This window comes from Paraburkholderia bengalensis (genome assembly GCF_037126505.1).
Lineage (GTDB): Bacteria > Pseudomonadota > Gammaproteobacteria > Burkholderiales > Burkholderiaceae > Paraburkholderia > Paraburkholderia bengalensis.
In genome coordinates this window covers 1-18,575 of sequence record NZ_JACFYJ010000130.1, presented here as the reverse complement: position 1 = coordinate 18,575, position 18,575 = coordinate 1, and the positions used below count along the sequence as shown (strand labels likewise).

Annotated in this window: 17 protein-coding genes and 2 pseudogenes; 5 read left to right on the top strand and 14 right to left on the bottom strand. The window is 64.7% G+C overall.

Annotated features, from left to right (window positions below):
• The 3 genes and pseudogenes from coxB to H3V53_RS38835 all read right to left on the bottom strand — a co-directional run.
• Positions 1-1,268: pseudogene (gene coxB / locus H3V53_RS38845) on the bottom strand (cytochrome c oxidase subunit II); the annotation flags it as partial.
• A gap of 56 nt (positions 1,269-1,324) precedes the next feature.
• Positions 1,325-1,819 (bottom strand): DUF2244 domain-containing protein, encoded by a 495-nt coding sequence (locus H3V53_RS38840; protein ID WP_054917477.1) that lies wholly within the window; start codon positions 1,817-1,819, stop codon positions 1,325-1,327.
• A gap of 281 nt (positions 1,820-2,100) precedes the next feature.
• The gene (locus H3V53_RS38835; protein WP_419539728.1) at positions 2,101-3,060 is read right to left on the bottom strand and encodes a methyltransferase domain-containing protein; all 960 of its coding nucleotides are present in this window, start codon (positions 3,058-3,060) and stop codon (positions 2,101-2,103) included.
• 89 nt (positions 3,061-3,149) lie between these two features.
• Here H3V53_RS38835 and H3V53_RS38830 point away from each other — a divergent pair, with 89 nt between their 5' ends.
• Together H3V53_RS38830 and trmL are read left to right on the top strand one after the other, a co-directional pair.
• Entirely contained in the window at positions 3,150-3,965 is an 816-nt protein-coding gene (locus tag H3V53_RS38830) for a ComF family protein (RefSeq protein WP_336602366.1), read from the top strand.
• 18 nt (positions 3,966-3,983) lie between these two features.
• Entirely contained in the window at positions 3,984-4,454 is a 471-nt protein-coding gene (trmL, locus tag H3V53_RS38825) for a tRNA (uridine(34)/cytosine(34)/5-carboxymethylaminomethyluridine(34)-2'-O)-methyltransferase TrmL (RefSeq protein WP_336602365.1), read from the top strand.
• Here the strand turns inward: trmL and H3V53_RS38820 are convergent.
• The 5 genes from H3V53_RS38820 to H3V53_RS38800 form a co-directional block, all read right to left on the bottom strand.
• Positions 4,451-4,978 (bottom strand): O-acetyl-ADP-ribose deacetylase, encoded by a 528-nt coding sequence (locus H3V53_RS38820; RefSeq protein WP_336602364.1) that lies wholly within the window; start codon positions 4,976-4,978, stop codon positions 4,451-4,453. The genes trmL and H3V53_RS38820 overlap by 4 nt on opposite strands.
• A 150-nt stretch (positions 4,979-5,128) precedes the next feature.
• Positions 5,129-6,127 (bottom strand): NAD(P)H-dependent glycerol-3-phosphate dehydrogenase, encoded by a 999-nt coding sequence (locus tag H3V53_RS38815; RefSeq protein WP_336602363.1) that lies wholly within the window; start codon positions 6,125-6,127, stop codon positions 5,129-5,131.
• 21 nt (positions 6,128-6,148) lie between these two features.
• On the bottom strand, positions 6,149-6,619 hold the full coding sequence (gene secB, locus H3V53_RS38810) for a protein-export chaperone SecB (RefSeq protein ID WP_054917485.1): 471 nt from the start codon (positions 6,617-6,619) through the stop codon (positions 6,149-6,151).
• A 196-nt stretch (positions 6,620-6,815) separates the two neighbouring features.
• Complete coding sequence (gene grxC / locus H3V53_RS38805) at positions 6,816-7,079, bottom strand: glutaredoxin 3 (protein ID WP_054917487.1); 264 nt, start codon at positions 7,077-7,079, stop codon at positions 6,816-6,818.
• Positions 7,076-7,501 carry a rhodanese-like domain-containing protein gene (locus H3V53_RS38800; RefSeq protein ID WP_054917488.1) on the bottom strand — a complete coding sequence of 142 codons (426 nt, stop codon included), beginning with the start codon at positions 7,499-7,501 and terminating at the stop codon, positions 7,076-7,078. The genes grxC and H3V53_RS38800 overlap by 4 nt, the downstream gene beginning before the upstream one ends.
• A gap of 140 nt (positions 7,502-7,641) precedes the next feature.
• On the opposite strand from H3V53_RS38800, the gene gpmA reads away from it, so the two are divergent.
• From gpmA to H3V53_RS38785, 3 genes are all read left to right on the top strand, one after another.
• Positions 7,642-8,388: a 2,3-diphosphoglycerate-dependent phosphoglycerate mutase gene (gene gpmA, locus H3V53_RS38795; RefSeq protein ID WP_336602362.1), complete on the top strand. Its 747-nt coding sequence runs from the start codon at positions 7,642-7,644 to the stop codon at positions 8,386-8,388.
• A 440-nt stretch (positions 8,389-8,828) separates the two neighbouring features.
• A complete protein-coding gene (locus H3V53_RS38790; RefSeq protein ID WP_336602361.1) occupies positions 8,829-10,421 on the top strand; it encodes a S41 family peptidase in 1,593 nt (530 codons plus the stop codon).
• 130 nt (positions 10,422-10,551) lie between these two features.
• Positions 10,552-11,310 carry a HesA/MoeB/ThiF family protein gene (locus H3V53_RS38785; RefSeq protein WP_336602360.1) on the top strand — a complete coding sequence of 253 codons (759 nt, stop codon included), beginning with the start codon at positions 10,552-10,554 and terminating at the stop codon, positions 11,308-11,310.
• A 12-nt stretch (positions 11,311-11,322) separates the two neighbouring features.
• On the opposite strand, the gene ptsP is transcribed toward H3V53_RS38785, so the two are convergent.
• From ptsP to H3V53_RS38755, 6 genes and pseudogenes are all read right to left on the bottom strand, one after another.
• A complete protein-coding gene (gene ptsP / locus H3V53_RS38780) occupies positions 11,323-13,062 on the bottom strand; it encodes a phosphoenolpyruvate--protein phosphotransferase (RefSeq protein WP_054917544.1) in 1,740 nt (579 codons plus the stop codon).
• A 225-nt stretch (positions 13,063-13,287) separates the two neighbouring features.
• Positions 13,288-13,557: an HPr family phosphocarrier protein gene (locus H3V53_RS38775; protein WP_054917493.1), complete on the bottom strand. Its 270-nt coding sequence runs from the start codon at positions 13,555-13,557 to the stop codon at positions 13,288-13,290.
• 62 nt (positions 13,558-13,619) lie between these two features.
• On the bottom strand, positions 13,620-14,120 hold the full coding sequence (locus H3V53_RS38770) for a PTS sugar transporter subunit IIA (RefSeq protein ID WP_336602359.1): 501 nt from the start codon (positions 14,118-14,120) through the stop codon (positions 13,620-13,622).
• Between the two features lie 331 nt (positions 14,121-14,451).
• Entirely contained in the window at positions 14,452-15,408 is a 957-nt protein-coding gene (gshB, locus tag H3V53_RS38765) for a glutathione synthase (protein WP_336602358.1), read from the bottom strand.
• A gap of 257 nt (positions 15,409-15,665) precedes the next feature.
• Positions 15,666-16,955 carry a glutamate--cysteine ligase gene (gshA, locus tag H3V53_RS38760; RefSeq protein ID WP_336602357.1) on the bottom strand — a complete coding sequence of 430 codons (1,290 nt, stop codon included), beginning with the start codon at positions 16,953-16,955 and terminating at the stop codon, positions 15,666-15,668.
• A 295-nt stretch (positions 16,956-17,250) separates the two neighbouring features.
• Positions 17,251-18,477 (bottom strand): annotated as a pseudogene (locus tag H3V53_RS38755) (ammonium transporter); the annotation flags it as partial.
• Between the last annotated feature and the right edge of the window lie 98 nt (positions 18,478-18,575).

Sequence of the window (18,575 nt, the reverse complement as noted above, 5' to 3'; positions counted from 1 at the left end):
CGCCTGCGGCGCCTTCCGCGCCGCTCGCCGCGGCATCCGACGCGGCAGCGGCCGCTGCGCCCGCGAGGTCGGTCGCCGCCTGCCGGCAGACGGCCGTTACGTGCGTCGGCGATCTGCTTCGGTTGCAGGATGTCGCCCGTGTGGTTGCCCCACGAGTTGCGCTCGAACGTGATGACGGAGGCGATTTCGACGTCGTTCAACGTCGGTGCCCACGACGGCATGGCGTTCTTGCCCTTCAACACGATGCTCACGTGCTCGGCGAGCGGGCCGTTCGCGACCTTGCTGCCGTCGAGCGCCGGGAACGCGCCCGCCCCCTTGCCGGTCGGCTGATGGCAGACGGCGCAGTTGGCCGCGTACACCTTGCCGCCGCGCTCCATCAGTTCCGCGAGCGTGTAGTTCTTGTTCGGATCGTCCTGGCCGGCGGCCATTTTCTTTTTCTGGTCGTCGACCCACTTCGCGTAGTCGTCATCCGACAGCACGGTCACGACCACGGGCATGAACGCGTGTTCCTTGCCGCACAGTTCCGTACAGAAGCCGCGATACGTGCCGACCTTCTCCGCCCGGAACCATGTGTCGCGCACGAAGCCGGGAATCGCGTCCTGCTTCACGCCGAACGCAGGCACGTACCAGGAGTGCACGACGTCGTTGGCCGTGGTGATGATGCGGATCTTCTTGTTGACGGGGACGACGAGGGGATTGTCGACTTCCTGCAGGTACGTGTCCGTCTTGGGCGTCCGGCCGTCGACTTCGCTGCGGGGCGTGGTCAGCGTCGAGTAGAAGTTGATGCCTTCGCCCGGGCCCTTCACGTAGTCATACGCCCACTTCCACTGGTAGCCGGTGACCTTGACGGTCAGGTCGGCGTTGGTGGTGTCCTTCATCGCGACGACGGTCTTGGTGGCGGGCAGCGCCATCAGCACGACGATGATGAACGGGACGATCGTCCAGATGATTTCGACGGTGGTGCTTTCGTGGAAATTGGCGGCCTTGTAGCCCTTCGACTTGCGGTGCGCAAAGATCGAATAGAACATCACGCCGAACACGCCGATGAAGATCACCGTGCAGAGGATCAGCATGAACGTGTGGAGGCTGTAGAGCTCCTCGGCGATCTTGGTCACCGGCGGCTGGAGATTGATCTCGTTGACGCGGGGGCCGCCCGGACTGTCGCCGACTGCAAGGGCGGCACCGGCGACCAGCAGCCCGCTACACGCCAGCACGCCCATGAGGGCTCGCTTGATTGTTTTCATAGCTTCCTTACCCAAGATTTCCATTCAAACCCTCGACCCCGCTGGAAGGTTGCCCCTCGTCCCCTCTGGAACGGCGCGATTCAATATGCAACTTTTTGCGCCTGACACCGCCTGATCCACAAGCGCAGTTCGTCGGCAAATTGCGCGCGACGATATTGCGCGAGGTGCTGCCCGACCGTGACCGTCTCGCCCCGCGAAACCAGCGTGATGCGATCGCGCGGCGTCGTTCCCGGCTCGACCCGCACCCAGCGCGGGTTGAATTCGAACTGCGTGAGATGCTCGGCGCTGACCTGTTCGATCACGAGCCGGTTGGGAAACAGCCGGATGCGCTCGTAATCGACAGCATGGCGTGCATAGATTGCAAATGCGACGCCGACAGCGAGCAACTCGATACCCGTGAACGGCAACACCAGCCACGCGCCGCACAGGACCAGCAGGAATGCAATCAACAGCGAGAATGCTGCGAGCGAGACATAGAAGAACACGAACTGCCGCGGCGAAACCGAACAATTGCGCTTCATCAGCCAGTCCTTGAGGACGGGTTCTGAATCAGCCAGCCGATCGGATGCATTCATCGCTGCCTCCCGCGAACCGCCAGTCACCGCGTACCGCCAATGCCATTCACGCCCAGCGCAACTACCGCTACCCGAACCGCTTCGCCTCGGGCTCACCGCTCTAGTTGTGGGAACTTTGAGCGACAAACTGACGCATTATAGGGCCGATCCAGGGCATCGACAAGCAACGCCGGATCGGCCGCTCAGCCAAGCCGCACAAGCCTCTGCGCCGTTTTGACGCAGCTTTTGGCAGGGTTTTCGAGGTGGTAATTTCAGACATAACGAATGCCCTCTTTTCCACCTCAGCGATTGCCCTGCCTGCCTCGTCCGATGTCCTCGATGCGTACGATTCCATGCCCTTCGGGCGTCATGCGGGGCACGGCTTTCCACGCATGACCGTAGATCACCTCGAAGGTCAGCGCAATCGTGCCGTCGTCGCGCCGGCGCGCTTCGAGCGCGGCCAGCAGCGCCTTGTGCATGCGTCGCGATGCCGCGCCCGGCGATGCGTCGCGCCCGAACGGATACGCGCCCCAGCGCCGCACATCGGCCAGCAGCGACTCGGGCGACTGATAGGTGATGGTCAAGGTTTCCTGGTCCATCACCGGAATTTCGAAGCCGCTTTCGACCAGCATATCGCCGAGATCGTGCATGTCGACGAAGTCAATCACGTGCTTGCGCGAACTCGCGCCGTGCGCGGCTTCGATTTCGGCATAGGCACCGCGCAGCTCCTTCAGCGTGTCGGGGCCGAGCGTGCTGAACATCAGCAAGCCGTTGACCTTCAGCACGCGCTGCCATTCGGGAAACACGAGGTCGGGCCGCGAGTGCCAGTGCAGCGCGAGGTTCGACCAGATCAGCTCGAATGCGCCCGCCGCGAAGGGCAGCGCGGAAAAGTCGGCTTGCGCGAAGCGCGGTCCGCGCGAGCCCAGCGCCTTGCCCAGCGACGCAGGCAAAAAGCGCCGCCAGCTGGTGTCGGCGGCGTCGTGCCGGACGGCGCGCGCGAGCATCGCGGCGGAGAGATCGGTGCCAAACACGGGCGCTTCGGGAAAGCGCTCGCGCAGCGATGGAAGGTCGTCGCCCGCGCCGCATCCCGCATCGAGCACCTGCGCGGGATTGACCTTGATGTAGTCGAGCCGTTCGCGCATGCGCTGCGCGATCTCGCGCGGCAGGAACGCGACGTCGTCGAACGTCGCGGCCCGGCGGTCGAAGATCTTCCGCAGACGGCGCGAATCATTGGCCGGACGGCTAGTTTCGGTGGGAGACACGGTTATTGGAGTCGTGCGGACGGAGAGTGCGAAGTATACTCGCTCGATTCCGTCCCTTCAGTGTCAGCGGCCTTCGGAGGCGTATCGATATGCCGAATTGGGCTTTCCGCCCGTCTCGCGCCGGCCGCCGCACACAACGGCTGCGCGACAGGTTCGTCAGAGCCGCGCGGCGGTCCGCCTCCGCGCTTCCGGCGCTCGCACGGCTCGTTCTGCCGGGTTCGTGTGCGTTATGCGGCAATATGTCGCATCGCGTGTTGTGCGGCGTTTGCGGCGACGCCTGGTGGAACGAGGCGCGGCTGCGCTGCGCGGTCTGCGCGGTGCCGTTGAGCGCCTTGCGGCGCGCGAGTGTGATGCGTTACCGCTGCGGCGACTGTCTCGCCACGCCGCCTGCATTCGACGCAACCGTCGCGCTCGCCGACTACCGTCCGCCGCTGGATGCGCTGGCAGTCGGTCTGAAATTCCGCGCAAGGCTTGGGCTTGCGCATGAGTTTGCGCGGCGCCTGGCGTGGGCCGCGCTCGATGTATTCGAAGCACACGAGGCAAGCGGCCCGCCGGACGTCGTCGCACCTGTGCCGCTGTCGGCGCGGCGGCTTGTCGAGCGCGGCTACAACCAGGCGTGGGAGATCGCGCGGCCGTGCGCGAAACTGCTCGGCGTGCGCAGCGACGCGACGCTCGTGCGTCGCGTGATCGACACGGCGCCGCAATCGAAGCTCGATCTCGACGCGCGCAGGCAAAATGTCGGCCGCGCGTTCGAAGTGTCGCAGCCCGTGCGTGGTCTGCACGTCGCGATCGTCGACGACGTGATGACGACAGGCGCAACACTCGATGCGCTCGCCCGCACGCTGAAGGCAGCCGGCGCGCGGCGCGTGACGAATCTCGTCGCGCTTCGCACACCGAAAAACTAGTTTTCGACTCTCCTGTTTATGTTCAACGTCGTTCTCGTCGAGCCTGAAATTCCGCCGAACACCGGCAACGTGATCCGCCTGTGCGCCAACACGGGCGCGCGTCTGCATCTGGTCGAACCGCTTGGCTTTCCGCTCGACGACGCGAAGATGCGCCGCGCCGGGCTCGACTATCACGAGTACGCGCAGATGCACGTGCATCGCAACTGGGATGCGCTGCTCGACAGTGAAGCGCCCAATCTCGCGCGCATGTTCGCGTTCACGACGCGCGGCTCGAGTCCGTTCCACTCGCACGCCTTCGAGCCCGGCGACTGGTTCGTATTCGGCGCCGAAACGCGCGGCCTGCCCGACGCCGTGCTGAACCGTTTTCCGAACGAACAGCGCGTGCGCCTGCCGATGCGTCCCGGCAACCGCAGCCTGAATCTGTCGAACACCGTTGCCGTGGTCGTGTTCGAAGCGTGGCGTCAGGCTGGCTTCGAGGGCGGCGCCTAAAGGCGTCGTTCGAACTCGGCCTGGTAGCGCGAGTACATCGCTTCGTCGAAGCAGGCAAAGATCACGCGCTCGACTGACTGCGCGTGCGGCAAGGTGTCGATCACCGTTTGCACGGCGATGCGCACCGCGTCGTCGGCGGGAAAACGATAGACGCCGCAACTGATGGCCGGAAACGCGATGCTGGTCGCTTTCGCTTCGCGCGCGAGCCCCAGTGAACGCCGGTAGCACGACGCAAGCAGTTCCGCCTCGCCGCGCTCGCCGCCGTGCCACACGGGTCCGACGGCATGGATCACGTGACGCGCCTTCAGCCGGTGACCGGCCGTGATCTTCGCGTCGCCCGTCGCGCAGCCGCCCAACGTCTCGCACTCGCGCAACAGGTCAGGGCCCGCCGCGCGGTGAATCGCGCCGTCCACGCCACCGCCGCCGAGCAACGACGTATTGGCCGCGTTGACGATCGCGTCGACGTCGAGCGTCGTGATGTCGACGACGTGCGCCTGGAGCGCGCAATCTCCGATGTTGAGCATGTGTGGCCTCCTGATCCGATCCGAAGCGGCATCGATAGAAGGTGGACAGCAAAAGAGGCGAGCCGTTCGGCGTTGGCCTTTACCGGCTGCGTAAAACAGTTTCGAGGGATTGGCTGCGACGGCGGGCGGGCCGAGACCCGCACGCCGCGATCATTCAGCCTTGGCGTCGCGGCGCAGCAGCGCGCTGACGGCGTCGCGCGCGGCGACGCGGTTGAACAGCACGTCGCAGACAGCCTGCGTGATCGGCATTTCGATTCCGCGCGCCTGCGCGATCGACAGTACGCCGCGAGCGCAGCGCACGCCTTCGGCGACATGCCCGAGCGCGCTCAAGATATCGTCGAGCGAACGCCCCGTGGCGAGTTGCATGCCCACCGTGCGATTGCGCGACAGATCGCCCGTCGCGGTCAGGATCAGATCGCCGAGTCCTGTCAGACCCGTGAACGTCTCGGCGCGACCGCCCAGCGCCGCGCCGAGGCGCGACATTTCGGCGAGCCCGCGCGTGATCAGCGCCGCGCGCGCATTGAGCCCGAGCCCCAGACCGTCGGCGATACCCGTGGCGATCGCGAGCACGTTCTTGACCGCACCGCCCACTTCGACGCCGATGACGTCGTCGCCGCTATAGATGCGCATTGCGCCGTGATGGAACGCCGCGACGGTCCGTTCGCGGCACACCGCCGACGCGCTCGCCACCGTCAGCGCGACGGGCAGCCCTTGCCCTACTTCGCGCGCGAAGCTCGGGCCCGACAGCGTGCCGTTGCTCGCGTGCCCCGCCAGTTCCTGCGCGACGACCTGATGCGGCAGCAATTGCGTGTCCGCTTCGAAGCCCTTGCATAGCCACACGATATGGGCGGGCACCTTGCCGGCGTCGCGCATCGTACGCAGCATGCCGCGCAAACCCGCGACGGGCGTCGCCACGACGCACAGCGCCGCGTCAGCGAGCGCGTGATCCAGCGCGAGATCGAGATCCGCTTCGAAGCGAAGCGCGGACGGCAACGATACGCCCGCCAGATAGCGGGCGTTTTCGTGCGAGGTGGAGAGTTCGGCGATGAGCGCAGCGTCGCGCGCCCAGAGCACCGTGTCGTGCCGCGCGGCCAGATGGCCGGCGAGTGCGGTGCCCCATGCACCGGCGCCGAGAACGGCGACCTTCATAGCCGGCACCGCCTGCATGCGTCAGTGATGCGCCGCGCTGCCCGCGCCCGTTTCCTGGCTGGCGATCTGCGCGAGGCGTTGTTCGTACAGCGCCTGGAAGTTGATTTCGGCGAGATGGATGGGCGGAAAGCCTGCGCGGGTGATCGCGTCGGCGATGTTCGAGCGCAGATACGGGAAAAGAATGGTCGGGCACGCAATGCCGACGAGGGGATCGATCTGTTCGGCGGGAATGTTGCGGATGTCGAAAATGCCGGCCTGTTTCGCTTCGATCAGGAAGGCGACCTTGTCGCTGACCTTGGCCGTCACGGTGCCCGTGACGAGAATTTCGAACACGGTGTCCGCGAGGCGCTCGGCCTTCACGTCGACTTCGACTTCGACCGACGGCATTTCCTGCTCGAGGAAAATGGCAGGCGAGTTCGGCTGCTCGAGCGACATGTCCTTCAGGTAGATGCGCTGGATATTGAAGAACGGCTGGTTGTTCTCGTCGGACATGGTTCTACTCCCTAAATTTCGTTGCGGCGGACGCGTGCCGCCAGATCTCGTGACAAACGCGCCGCTCACGAGGAGCGGCGCCAGCCGGCCAGTGCGGACTCCGCAAGCGGGTTGCCCGGCCTTCTATTTTTCGCAGCCGCGCGCTGCAACGGATGTCACCGTCAATCGCGCGCGGGCAGTGCCGAACGGCTCGACGTCAGGCGGCGGCTTCGAGCAGCGGCATCAGACCGCCCGCGCGATCCAGCGCGGACAGATCGTCATAGCCGCCGACGTGCTTATCGCCGATGTACACCTGCGGCACCGTGCGACGGCCCGTGCGCGTCATCATTTCCTGACGGCGCGACGGGTCCTTGTCGATCAGCACCTTTTCGATGTGGTCGACGCCGCGCGACTTTAGTAGACGTTCGGCCATCTGGCAATACGGGCACACCTGCGTGCTATACATGATTACCTTGTTCACTTCGCAACTCCTTGTTTGACGACGGGCATGCCGGCTTGCTGCCACGCATTGACCCCGCCTTCCAGCACGTGCACTTCGGCATAGCCTGCATCGCGCACAATACGTGCCGCCTTGTTCGACTGCTGTCCGTTCTGGCAAACGAGCAGCACCGGGTTGCTCTTATTTTTCACGAGTTGGCCGACTTTCGCTTGCAGTTCGCCAAACTCGACCTGGCGCGCCGACGGCAGATGGCCGCTGGCGTACTCCGCTGCGGGGCGCAGGTCGATGACGACGGCATTGCGACGGTTGATCAGCTGCGTGGCGGCTGCGGCGGACAAACCGCCGCGCCCGCGGCGCGAAATGGACGGCCACAGGAGCAACGCCCCGGAGATGAGGGCGACCGCGATCAGTACAAGGTTGGTGTAATCGGTGAAAAACTTCACGGAAGATCCGCCGGTAAAAAGGAAGAAATCGGAAAGGGCAATCCGGCCATTATAAAATAACCGTCTGACGCGATGGCGACCGCCAGCAGCAGGCTGCGGTGCCACCCCATTACCGCTTCCTCACTACCGACCGGCACGACATGTACAAACTCGTTCTCATCCGCCACGGCGAATCGACGTGGAACAAGGAAAACCGCTTCACCGGCTGGGTCGACGTCGACCTGACGGAACAGGGCAACCTCGAAGCGCAGCAGGCGGGCGCGCTGCTCAAAGATTCGGGCTACACGTTCGACATCGCGTACACCTCGGTGCTCAAGCGCGCGATTCGCACGCTGTGGCACGTGCAGGACAAGATGGACCTGATGTATCTGCCCGTGGTCCACTCGTGGCGTCTCAACGAGCGTCACTACGGCGCGCTGTCGGGCTTGAACAAGGCCGAAACGGCCGCGAAGTTCGGCGACGACCAGGTGCTCGTCTGGCGCCGCAGCTACGATACGCCGCCGCCCGCGCTGGAGCCGACCGATCCGCGCACGTCGTACGACGACCCGCGTTACGCCAAGGTGCCGCGCGAGCAGCTGCCGCTCACCGAATGCCTGAAGGATACGGTTGCGCGCGTGCTGCCCATCTGGAACGAATCGATCGCGCCCGCCATCAAGTCGGGCCGCAAGGTGCTGATCGCGGCGCACGGCAACTCGATCCGCGCGCTGGTCAAGTATCTGGACAATATTTCCGACAACGACATCGTCGGACTCAACATCCCCAACGGCGTGCCGCTCGTCTATGAGCTGGACGAAGACCTGAAGCCGATCAAGCACTACTACCTCGGCGATCAGGAAGCGATCGCGAAGGCGCAGGCCGCCGTCGCGAAGCAGGGCAAGGCGGGCTGATCCTCGCTGCGGCCGCCCGCGTCGTGAGACCTGCGGCGCAGCGGCCGCGGGCCCTCACAATCTTGCCCATGCGCATGCCTGACTGCGATGGCCCGCGGCGGGCCTCTCGCAATCCTGTCAGCGTCGACATGTCCGGGCCATCTTCGCGTCATCTGGACGCCTTGCGGGGGCAGCGGAAACACACATCGATTCACCCGCCACAACCGATGCGCACGCAACGTTCCGGACGATTCATCCCATACGTGGCGCCGCTTTTGGCGCTTCGGGCGTCCGCCACCGCACAGTCGCCGCGCAAGACGGCGGCGATCCTTAGAACCTCGCGGCGCAGCCGCTGTCGAACCCCGGGCAACCCACACGTACAGGCCGTGCGAGCGTCACGTTATACTTGTCCGTCCTTTTTCTTTTGACGCAGCCACGCGCTTCCGACCGCAACATACTCTATGCGAAAGAACCTGAAAAATATCGGCCTTATCGCCGCGGGCCTGGCTACCGGCGTTTTTGCAACGCTGCAGCTGAACGCTTCAGCCCAGCAACCCGCATCCTCGCCGCTGCCGCTCGACCAACTGCGGCTTTTCGCCGAAGTGTTCGGGCAGATCAAGCATGAGTATGTAGAGCCCGTCGACGACAAGAAGCTCCTCACGGCCGCAATCAAGGGCATGGTGTCGAGCCTCGATCCGCACTCGTCGTATCTCGACAAGACCGACTACGAAGAACTGCAGGAGCAGACCAAAGGCCGCTTCGCGGGTCTCGGCATCGAAATCTCGCAGGAAGACGGTCTGATCAAGGTGATCTCGCCGATCGAAGACACGCCCGCGTTCCGCGCCGGCATCCGTCCGGGCGACCTGATCACGCGCATCAACGACAAGCCCGTGCGCGGCATGACGCTGGATAAAGCCGTCAAGCAGATGCGCGGCGAGCCGGGCACGAAGGTCACACTTACTATCTTCCGCAAGACCGACGACCGCACGTTCCCGCTCACGGTCACGCGCGCGATCATCAAGGTGCAGAGCGTGAAGGCGAAGGTTCTCGCGCCGGGCTACGCGTATGTGCGCATCACGAGCTTCCAGGAACGCACGGTGCCCGACCTCGCAGCCAAGCTGCAGGACATCGCGCGCCAGCAGCCGAACCTGAAGGGCCTGATCCTCGACCTGCGCAACAACGGCGGCGGCCTGCTGCAAAGCGCCGTCGGCGTCGCGGGCGCGTTCCTGCCGCCGGATTCCGTCGTCGTGTCGACCAATGGCCAGATTCCCGACTCGAAGCAGGTCTATCGCGACACGTACGACAACTACCGCCTGCCGTCCTTCGACAGTGATCCGCTGAAGGGCCTGCCGCCCATCTTCAAGACCGTGCCGATGATCGTGCTGACCAACGCGTACTCCGCGTCGGCATCGGAAATCGTCGCGGGCGCGCTGCAGGATCAGCATCGCGCGCTGATCGTCGGCAAGACCACGTTCGGCAAGGGCTCGGTGCAAACGGTGCGCCCGATGACAGCCGACAGCGCGCTGCGCCTGACCACCGCGTACTACTACACGCCGAGCGGCCGTTCGATCCAGAACAAGGGCATCCGTCCTGACGTCGCGGTCGATCAATACGCGGACGGCGATCCCGACGACGCACTCGTCACGCGCGAAGTCGACTACTCGAATCACCTTGCGAACACGCAAGACCCGAACGAGAAGAAGGAACAGGAACAGCGCGAACAGGAGCGCATGGACCAGCTTCGCCAGCTCGAAGAGCAAAACGACAAGAAGACGCCGGAGCAGCGCGCGAAAGATCGCGACCGCAAGCCGGTCGAGTTCGGTTCCGCTGACGACTTCATGCTGCAGCAAGGCCTGAACAAGCTCGAGGGCAAGCCGGTGCAGGAGTCGAAGTCGCTGATGGAGCGGCGTCTCGCGCAGAACAAGCCGGCGCAATCGGCGTCGGCGCCTGTCGCGGTGAAGCCGGCCCTGCCCGCCACGCCGACGGCATCGAACCCGGCCGCACCTGCTTCGGCCACGCAACCGGCTTCGCAGCCGGCCATGCCGACCAAGTAAGCATCACCCGTGTCTTCGCGGCCCGCGCCGCGAAGACACTTTCCCTCGCGCGATTAGAATAACCAGAACCTCGCGCCGCTTTCCCCTTCTCCAGCCCGCGCGACCATTACGACACGCGCCGCGCTCCGCCATGAACGACGATCAACTCCTTCGCTACTCCCGTCACATCCTCGTCGATGAACTCGGCATCGAGGCCCAGCAACGCTTTCTCGACGCGCACGCGATCGTCGTCGGCGCGGGCGGGCTCGGGTCGCCGGCGGCGATGTATCTGGCCGCGGCTGGCGTCGGCAGACTGACGCTCGTCGATGCCGACAGCATCGATCTCACCAATCTGCAGCGGCAGATCCTGCACGTGACGGAGTCGGTGGGGCGATTGAAGGTCGAGTCGGGACGCGATGCCATCGCGCGATTGAACCCGGACGTCGACGTGAACGCAGCGGCCGAACGCGTCGACGACGCGTGGCTCGACCTCGCGGTGCCGCAGGCAACGGTCGTGCTCGACTGCACCGACAACTTCGCGACGCGTCACGCGATCAACCGCGCATGCGTGAAGCACGGCGTGCCGCTGGTGTCGGGCGCTGCGCTGCGCTTCGACGGCCAGATCAGCACGTTTGATTTGCGCCGCGACGATTCGCCGTGCTACGCGTGCGTGTTTCCCGAAGAACAGCCGTTCGAGGAAGTCGCGTGCTCGACGATGGGCGTGTTTGCGCCGACGGTGGGCATCATCGGCGCGATGCAGGCGGCGGAGGCGCTGCGGGTGATCGCGGACGTCGGCGAGCCGCTGGTGGGCCGCCTGATGATGCTCGATTCGCTCAGGATGGAGTGGAACACGATGCGCATCGCGCGCCAGCCGGATTGCCCGGTGTGCGGCGAGCGGCATCGCTCATAGCTGACGGCTGCATCAGGCCTGCGCCACACGCTCCAGCGCCGATTGCAGTTCTTCCGGCTCGAATGCCGCGAGCACATCGGCGACGGGCTTTTCGAGCGCCTTCAGTTGGCAGCGCAGGATTTCCTGCTTCACGAGCAGCAACTGGCTCGGATGCATCGAGAACTCCGTGAGCCCCATGCCGAGCAACAGACGCGTGAGCGCCGGGTCGCCCGCCATTTCCCCGCACACCGACACCGGCACGCCCGCGCGCTTCGCCTCGCGCAGCGTGAACGCAATCAGGTGCAGCACGGCGGGATGCAGCGGATCGTACAGATGCGCGACGGCGTTGTCGGCGCGATCGATGGCTAGCGTGTACTGGATCAGGTCGTTCGTGCCGATCGACAGGAAATCGAGCCGCTTCAGAAACAGCGGCAACGCGATCGCCGCCGCGGGAATCTCGATCATTGCGCCGACGCGCACGTTCGGATCGTATGCGAGACCCGCGTCGTCGAGCTGGCGCTTGGCTTCCTGGATCAGATCGAGCGTCTGGTCGATCTCACGCGCGTGCGCCAGCATCGGAATCAGGATCTTCACCGAGCCGAACGCGGACGCGCGCAGAATGGCGCGCAACTGCGTCAGGAACATGTGCGGCTCGGACAGGCTCCAGCGAATCGCGCGCAAGCCGAGCGCCGGGTTCGGCGCCGTCTCGAACTCGTCGCCGATCGAATCGAGCGGCTTGTCCGCACCGACGTCGATCGTGCGGATTGTCACGGGCATGCCGTTCATCAGTTCGACAGCGCGCTTGTAGGCGGCGAACTGCTCTTCCTCTTCGGGCATCGCCCCCTTGTTCATGAACAGGAACTCGGTGCGGAACAGGCCAATGCCCATCGCGCCCGCATCGAGCGCGGCTTGCGCATCTTCGGGCAGTTCGATGTTCGCGCACAGATCGATGCGCGCGCCGCACACCGTTTGCGTCGGCGAGAACTTCAGGCGCTGGAGCTTGCGCGCCTCGAGCGCCTTCTCGCTTTGCCGGTAGGAGTACTCTTCGAGCACGATGGGCGCCGGATCGACGATCACGATGCCGTGATCGCCGTCGACGATGATCAGATCGTCCTGGCGGATCAGCGCGCTGGCGTGCTGCACGCCGACCGTCGCGGGAATGCCGAGGCTGCGCGCGACGATCGCCGTGTGCGACGTGCGGCCGCCGAGATCCGTGACGAAGCCCTGGAAGGTCTGCGTCTTGAACTGCATCATGTCGGCGGGCGCGATGTCGTGCGCGACGACGATCATTTCGTCGCATTTGCCGTGAATGCCGTTGACGAGTCGGCTCGTCGCGCCCGCGAGCGCCTTCAGCACCCGCTCGACCACCTGCTCGATGTCGGCTTTGCGCTCGCGCAGATATTCGTCTTCGACTTCGTCGAAATGGCGGGTCAGGCGTTCGAGTTGCTCCGTCAGCGCCCATTCGACGTTATAGCGGCGCGTGCGGATGAGGTCGATGGTTTCCTGAACGAGCATGGGGTCGTTCAGGATCATGGAATGCACGTCGATGAACGCGCCCATTTCGGTGGGCGCGTCGGCAGAAAGATCGGCGCGCAGATCGTCGAGTTCGTGATGCACGGCCTTCTGCGCCGCGCGAAAACGCTCGACCTCGCCCTCGATTTGCGCAGGCTCGATCAGATAGTGGTCGACGTCGAGTGCAGCCGGGGCGATCAGATATGCCCGCCCGATGGCGATACCGCGTGACACGGGAATTCCATGCAGCGTGAATGACACGCGCACCTCCTCTAGTTGTGTGATGCCGCGGCAAACCGCTGCAGTGCTCTCAGACCCCGACGGTCATTATAAATTCCGTCCGGTCCAACGGTGCTGTGCAGCGCAGCATCGCACTTGTCGCATAGCGACGCTTCACGCCAGTATGTCGGCAAAAACAGCGGACAAAAAGAAAACGCCGCGACATCGCGGCGTCTTCTGACTAGAACGAAAGCTGCAGCAGATTTTTTATTGCCCCTCGCCGAACTTGTCGGCGATCAGCGTCAGCAGCGCGTCCATCGCTTCTTTCTCGTCGCTGCCTTCCGTCTCGATCACCACCGTGCTGCCGATGCCCGCCGCCAGCATCATCACGCCCATGATGCTCTTCGCGTTGATGCGCCGGCCATTGCGGCTCATCCAGATTTCCGACTGGAAATTGGCAGCGAGTTGCGTCAGTTTGGCCGACGCGCGTGCGTGCAGGCCCAGCTTGTTCACGATAGTCGTTTCCTGTTGCAGCATGTGTCAGTCCGATGCGCGGTGTTGAAGTTATCGAGTTGAAACGGAAAGCGGTCAGCGCTCGCTCATGCGTCGCTGCGGTGATACGCGGTCTCACTATCGGCCTTGCAGTCTTCGGCAAGCGCCTTGGCGGGCAGGCAATCGCCCGGGGGTGCGACACACGCGGCGGGGGCCTGCGTCGCGGGGCCGACGGCCTGGATGCCCTTGGTGGCGCCGGCGAGCGCCTTGTCGACGAGCACGTCCAAGGGCGTCGCGCGGTAACACACGGCGCGCACCAGCATCGGCAGGTTGACGCCCGCGAGCACGCGCACGTCTGGAAGCGACGCCAGCCGGCATGCGATGTTCGACGGCGTCGCGCCGAACATGTCGGTCAGTACGAGCGCGCCGTTTTCTTCCCTGAGCCGCTCGATCTCCGAGTGCGCGAGCGCAACGACCTGCGCGGGATCGCAATCCGGCGACACGTCGATCGACCCGATGCGAGCGGGCAAGCCGCCGTAAATGTGAGCGACACACTCGCGTAGCGCGGTGGCAAAGGGAGCGTGCGCAATGATCAGAATGCCTGCCATGTCAGCCTTGCTGCAGAAAACCGCCCGAAAATCGCGGCCGCGCTTTCCGCCGGCACGTGCATCGACCGAACGGACGGCCGCACGCGGCGGAAAAGAATCGCGGCCCATCGAATTCGCCTGACGTCCGGCCGTCAAGGGGCCGGATCACGCGAGCCCTCGCGGGCCGCTTTCAGGGGAGCGGGCATTGTAACAGCCTCATTTTCGCGCTTTCGGCCTTTTCACGCTTGGCTGGCCCATCGCGGGATGGCCCATCACGGGCCGGCCCATCGGGGGCTGGACGACAACGCGACCACTACTTCCGGTGCAAAGATGGCGTCGCCACGACGCCGCTTCAACCGACAGCCTTCTCTAACGCGTCGATGAACATCGCGGCGACGTCGAAGCCCGTCTGATCCATGATCTCGCGGAAGCACGTCGGACTCGTAACGTTCACCTCGGTGAGCCAGTCGCCGATCGCGTCGAGCCCGACGAGCAACAGGCCGCGCGACTTCAGCACCGGGCCGAGCGCCTCGGCGATGTCGCGGTCGCGCGCCGTCAGCGGCTGCGCGACGCCCAGGCCGCCCGCCGCGAGATTGCCGCGCACCTCGTTGCCTTGCGGAATGCGCGCGAGCGAATACGGCACCGGCTCGCCGCCGATCAGCAAAATGCGCTTGTCGCCGGACTTGATTTCAGGAATGAATTTCTGCGCCATCACCGAGCGCGCGCCGTCGTGGCTCAGCATCTCGACGATCGAGCCGAGGTTCATGCCGTCGGCCTTGACGCGGAACACGCCCATGCCGCCCATGCCGTCGAGCGGCTTCAGGATCACATCGCCGTGCTCGGCGTGAAACGCCCGCAGCCGGGCAGGATCGCGCGTGACGAGCGTGGGCGCGACGAACTGCGGAAACTCGCCGATCGCCATCTTTTCCGAGTGATCGCGGATCGCCTGCGGCTTGTTGAAGATGCGCGCGCCGGCGCGCTCGGCGAGTTCGAGCAGCCACGTCGACGTCACGTATTCCATGTCGAACGGCGGGTCCTTGCGCATCAGCACCGCGCCGAAGCTGGGCAGCGCGCGCGGCTCGACCGGTTGCGCTTCGTACCAGACATCGCGATGCCCGTCCGTCTGGTCGCCGACGATCTCGAAGCGGTACACGTTCGCCTCGACGCCGCTGCCCGTCCACGCCAGATGCTGCGGCTCGCACGCATACAGCGCGTGGCCGCGCTTCGCGGCCTCGGCCATCATCGCGTAGGTCGAATCCTTGTAGATCTTGAAGCGGGAAAGCGGATCGGCGATGAAGAGAATGTCCATGGAGTTCCTGATGAGCCCTCGCGGGCCTCGCACTGTTCGTTATAGCGTACGGCGGACGGGCGACGGCGCGCGTCCGCATGCAAATGCCGCCGGGTTGCTGGCGGCGGGAGCGTCAGCCTACCGCGACTGCGCGCCGCGTGCTCGCGGACTGCCTGCCGCCGCGCCTTTCGCGCGAATAACACGCCACACGGGCGCCACGCACACGCACACGCACACGCAGACGCAACGGCCACGCCAGGCGCGGCGTGCCCGCGAAATCAGACCTGGATCGCCTCGGGATCGGTCTTTTCCAGTTCCACCGACGCCGCCAGCAGCCCCAACCGCCCCACCACGCCGTACATGTAGAAGCGGTTGGGCGGCGCGGCGCCCGGCTTGGCGTGCGCATCGGGCAGTGCCGTATGCTCGAAGCCGAGCGGCACGAAGTGCATGCCGGGCGCGTTCAGGTTCTGGTCCCGCTCACGGCTGCCGTGCACGCGATAGAACCCGCCCACCACATAGCGGTCGATCATGTACACGACGGGCTCGGCCACTTCCTCGCCGATGCGTTCGAACGTGTAGACACCTTCCTGCACGATCATGTCGTGCACTTCGAGCCCTTCCTTCGTGGTCGCCATCTTCGTGCGCTCGGGCTTGGTCAGCGCCGCGACTTCCGAGGCGTCGTGCACGGTCATCACGCCCATGCCGTAGGTGCCCGCATCGGACTTGATGACGACATACGGCCGCTCCGAAATGCCGTACTCGCGATACTTCTTGGCGATCTTCTTCAGCACGCCGTCGATCGCATCGGCGAGCGCTTCCTCGCCCGTGCGCGCCTCGAAATCGACGCCTTCCACGTGCGCGAAGTACGGATTGATCATCCACGGATCGATCTCGACCATCTTCGCGAACTTCTTCGCGACGTCGTCGTAGCACGAAAAGTGTGTGGACTTGCGGCGCACCGCCCAGCCCGCGTGCAGCGGCGGCAGCAGGTACTGCTCGTGCAGGTTTTCGAGGATGGGCGGAATGCCGCCTGAAAGGTCGTTGTTCAGCAGGACCGAGCACGGATCGAAATTCTTCAGCCCGATGCGGCGCGCCGAGCGCTCCAGCGGCTCCAGCACGATTTTCTGGCCGTCGGACAGCGCGATCGTCACTGGCCCGACGATGCTTTCGTCCAGCGTGCCGAAGCGCACGTTCAGGCCCGCCTGCCGCATGATTGTGGCGAGCCGCGCGACATTCTCCAGATAGAACGCATTGCGCGTGTGACGCTCGGGAATCACGAGCAGGTTCTTCGCGTCGGGACAGATCTTTTCGATCGACGCCATCGCAGCCTGCACGGCGAGCGGCAGCGTTTCCTGCGGCAGATTGTTGAACGCGCCGGGAAACAGGTTGGTATCGACGGGCGCGAGCTTGAAGCCGGCGTTACGCAGATCGACCGAGCAATAGAACGGCGGCGTGTGCTCCTGCCACTCGAGGCGGAACCAGCGTTCGATCGCCGGCGTCGCATCGAGGATCTTCCGCTCGAGGTCGAGCAGCGGGCCGTTTAACGCCGTAACTAAATGCGGAACCATTGATCACTCGCAGACTGGAGAAAAAAGATTGTAGAGCAATTGCCCTGCCCATTTGGGGACGGTTTCTCCATTCGCAAGCTATGGCCGATTGCATTCTCCCTATTGAAACGATAGCCGGAAAATCTGCTGTTTGTGAGACAAGATTGCGGCGCGCTGCGCCCATCCGTCGCGCGGGTCGTGCCGTGACGAAAAAACCCGCTGTAAAAGCGGGCCATGTCGAAAAAAGCCCGCCATAAAGGCGGGCCAAGTTGCTGCGCTGGTACTTCCAGGTACCCCGTCGCCGGGGAAACTTGCCTTACTCGACGTGTTCGCCGTGCAGGATCACGTCCAGACCTTCGCGTTCCTCTTCTTCCGTCACGCGCAGGCCGATCGTCGCGTCGATGATCTTCAGCAGGATGAAGCTGATCACGCCGCTGTAGATGAGCGTCGTCAGCACGCCCTTCGCCTGCAGAATGATGCTGCCGTCCGCGCCGCCGATGTCCTTGACAGCGAAGACGCCCGTCAGCAGCGCACCCACGATGCCGCCGATGCAGTGCACGCCGAACGCGTCGAGCGAATCGTCGTAGCCCATCTTGTGCTTGAGCCACGTGGCCGACCAGAAGCAGACCACGCCTGCGATCAGGCCGATGGCGAGCGCGCCGCCCACGCCCACGAAGCCCGAAGCCGGCGTAATCGCCACCAGACCCGCCACGGCGCCCGACACGATGCCCAGCACGGAAGGCTTACCCTTCGCGATCCATTCGGCGAACATCCAGCCGAGTGCCGCCATTGCCGTTGCAACTTGCGTCGTCAGCATCGCGAAACCGGCACGGCCGTCAGCCGCCACGGCCGAACCCGCGTTGAAGCCGAACCAGCCCACCCACAGCATCGAGCCGCCGATCATCGTCAGCACGAGGTTGTGCGGCGCCATCGAATCCTTGCCGAAGCCGACACGCTTGCCGAGCACGAGACAGCAGACGAGGCCTGCGATACCCGCGTTGATGTGCACCACCGTGCCGCCCGCGAAGTCGAGGATGCCTGCCGTAGCCAGCCAGCCCGTCGGTTCCCAGACCATGTGCGCGATCGGCGAGTAGACGATGATCGACCACAGCGTCATGAAAATCAGCATCGCCGAGAATTTCATGCGGTCAGCGAATGCACCCGTGATCAGCGCCGGCGTGATGATCGCGAACGTCATCTGATAGACGAAGTAGACCGATTCCGGGATGGTCGGCGCGAGGTGGCTGACCGTCAGCGTGGTCGCCTTGTCGCCCTTGATGAAGGCCATGCCGCTCAGCATCACGCGCGAGAAGCCGCCGAGGAACGAGCCGCCCGGCGTGAACGCGAGGCTGTAGCCGATCACCGTCCAGATCACCGTCACGAGGCAGGTGATCGCGAAGCTTTGCATGACCGTCGCGAGCACGTTCTTCTTGCGGACCATGCCGGCGTAGAACAGCGCGAGGCCGGGGATCGTCATGAACAGCACGAGGGCCGTCGACGTCAGCATCCAGGCGGTGTCGCCGGAATTGATCTTCGACGAATCCGCCCATCACGGCGAGGCGAACGAAACCCCAGTGCACGAACTCGGGCGCCCACACGCCGCCGCCATAGAACGATGGACGGCGCAACGAATTGCGAAAG

Bases quoted from the DNA above. Each gene is read 5' to 3' on its own strand.
- H3V53_RS38840 (WP_054917477.1), bottom strand. From the start codon at position 1,819: ATGAATGCATCCGATCGGCTGGCTGATTCAGAACCCGTCCTCAAGGAC.
- H3V53_RS38830 (WP_336602366.1), top strand. From the start codon at position 3,150: ATGCCGAATTGGGCTTTCCGCCCGTCTCGCGCCGGCCGCCGCACACAA.
- trmL (WP_336602365.1), top strand. From the start codon at position 3,984: ATGTTCAACGTCGTTCTCGTCGAGCCTGAAATTCCGCCGAACACCGGC.
- H3V53_RS38820 (WP_336602364.1), bottom strand. From the start codon at position 4,978: ATGCTCAACATCGGAGATTGCGCGCTCCAGGCGCACGTCGTCGACATC.
- H3V53_RS38815 (WP_336602363.1), bottom strand. From the start codon at position 6,127: ATGAAGGTCGCCGTTCTCGGCGCCGGTGCATGGGGCACCGCACTCGCC.
- secB (WP_054917485.1), bottom strand. From the start codon at position 6,619: ATGTCCGACGAGAACAACCAGCCGTTCTTCAATATCCAGCGCATCTAC.
- gpmA (WP_336602362.1), top strand. From the start codon at position 7,642: ATGTACAAACTCGTTCTCATCCGCCACGGCGAATCGACGTGGAACAAG.
- H3V53_RS38790 (WP_336602361.1), top strand. From the start codon at position 8,829: ATGCGAAAGAACCTGAAAAATATCGGCCTTATCGCCGCGGGCCTGGCT.
- H3V53_RS38785 (WP_336602360.1), top strand. From the start codon at position 10,552: ATGAACGACGATCAACTCCTTCGCTACTCCCGTCACATCCTCGTCGAT.
- H3V53_RS38775 (WP_054917493.1), bottom strand. From the start codon at position 13,557: ATGCTGCAACAGGAAACGACTATCGTGAACAAGCTGGGCCTGCACGCA.
- H3V53_RS38770 (WP_336602359.1), bottom strand. From the start codon at position 14,120: ATGGCAGGCATTCTGATCATTGCGCACGCTCCCTTTGCCACCGCGCTA.
- gshB (WP_336602358.1), bottom strand. From the start codon at position 15,408: ATGGACATTCTCTTCATCGCCGATCCGCTTTCCCGCTTCAAGATCTAC.
- gshA (WP_336602357.1), bottom strand. From the start codon at position 16,955: ATGGTTCCGCATTTAGTTACGGCGTTAAACGGCCCGCTGCTCGACCTC.